We start from the raw sequence: 1,395 nt of genomic DNA, 5'->3' as shown, positions 1-1,395 counted from the left end.
CCCAGCAAACTAAAGTAATAACTCAAGAGATGGTAGCAAGATTAGTGCCACAAACGCTAGAACAAAATGTATTTGATCTGAATAAATATGTATTGAGCAATCAAAGAGTTGCAGCTATGAAAATCTACCACGATTTGCTTTTACAGCGGGAAGAACCGTTGAAATTGAATGCATTGTTGATTGGCCAAGTCAGATTATTATTGCAAACCTTAATTTTGCTTAAGCATGGATATTCACAAGGGGATATTGCTGAAATTTTAAAAGTTCATCCTTACCGAGTAAAATTAGCAATCCAACACAGCAGAATTTTTACGCGCGAGAAACTGCGAACAGCTTATTTGTCGCTATTAAAGCTGGAAGAAAAAATTAAAACAACTAATCAAAATCCAGAAAATCTTTTTCAACTATTTCTAACAGGTTATTTTGACGAATAAGTCAAGCTTCTTGATCAACATAATTAGTTCGTTATATCCAAAGGCGTCAAAAAAAGAAGATGACTTTCGATAACCAATCGATAAGTACATCTTCTTTTAAAAAATTTCGGCATTACTTAGCTAAACGCGCAGCTAAACGTGATTTATTACGCGCAGCATTATTTGGCTTGATTAAGCCCCTTGATTTTGCTTTATCAATAGCAGATACTGCTTGGCGATATAAATCTTCAACGTTTTCAGCATTAGCCGTTTTAGCAGTTTCAAATTTTTTAATGGCTGTCCGCATGGCACTTAACTGAGCTGAATTTTTAGCATTAGCTTTTTTATTTGTACCCACGCGCTTAATAGCTGATTTAATAATAGGCAAGGAATTCACCTCCAATATATAAATGATTCCAACTGGTATCATAGAAATTTTCAACATAAGTTATTATACAAGAGGCCAACCGACAATGCAATAAAAAAGTCGACTTCTGTCAAGGAATTTTGCTTGACTTGCTAATAAAAAATTTTTTCTTGCTTTTTGAATGTATATCAGGTAATATAAATCTGTTCTACTATTTTCCTTTTTCTCAGAAGTGCGAGTCACCGACGTGTTTCCGGGAAGAAGGAGTACAATTTTGAAAGGTGGATTTATAATGGCAATTTCTAAGGAAAAGAAAAATGAAGTAATGCAAAAGTATGCTTTGCATGAAGGCGATACTGGTTCAGCTGAAGTTCAAGTAGCTATCTTAACAGCGGATATTAATGAACTTAATCAACATATTAAGACTCATAAAAAAGATTATGCTTCACAACGCGGCTTGATGAAAAAAATTGGTCATCGGCGTAACTTGTTGGCTTATTTACGTAAAAATGATGTTCAACGATATCGTGATTTGATTAAGAGTTTGGGATTGCGTCGTTAATAATTTACGATCCAGTGCAGGAAGTGATTCTGTACTGGATTTTTTATTTTTGT

Annotated in this window: 3 protein-coding genes; 2 read left to right on the top strand and 1 reads right to left on the bottom strand. The window is 34.1% G+C overall.

The genetic code is table 11. The annotated features are described in order from the left end of the window. Positions 1-434 (top strand): DNA polymerase III subunit delta (gene holA / locus ON15_RS03000; RefSeq protein WP_010580004.1); only part of this gene is annotated, 434 nt, incomplete at its 5' end. A 112-nt stretch (positions 435-546) separates the two neighbouring features. Here holA and rpsT read toward each other — a convergent pair. Beyond that, positions 547-801 (bottom strand): 30S ribosomal protein S20, encoded by a 255-nt coding sequence (rpsT, locus tag ON15_RS02995; protein WP_010580003.1) that lies wholly within the window; start codon positions 799-801, stop codon positions 547-549. A gap of 271 nt (positions 802-1,072) precedes the next feature. On the opposite strand from rpsT, the gene rpsO reads away from it, so the two are divergent. Next, positions 1,073-1,342, top strand: a complete 270-nt coding sequence (gene rpsO / locus ON15_RS02990) for a 30S ribosomal protein S15 (RefSeq protein WP_010580002.1) — start codon at positions 1,073-1,075, stop codon at positions 1,340-1,342. The last annotated feature ends 53 nt before the right edge of the window (positions 1,343-1,395 follow it).

The organism is Liquorilactobacillus vini DSM 20605 (genome assembly GCF_000255495.1).
Lineage (GTDB): Bacteria > Bacillota > Bacilli > Lactobacillales > Lactobacillaceae > Liquorilactobacillus > Liquorilactobacillus vini.
This window is presented reverse-complemented; position numbering and strand designations above follow the sequence as displayed.

Bases quoted from the DNA above. Each gene is read 5' to 3' on its own strand.
- rpsO (WP_010580002.1), top strand. From the start codon at position 1,073: ATGGCAATTTCTAAGGAAAAGAAAAATGAAGTAATGCAAAAGTATGCT.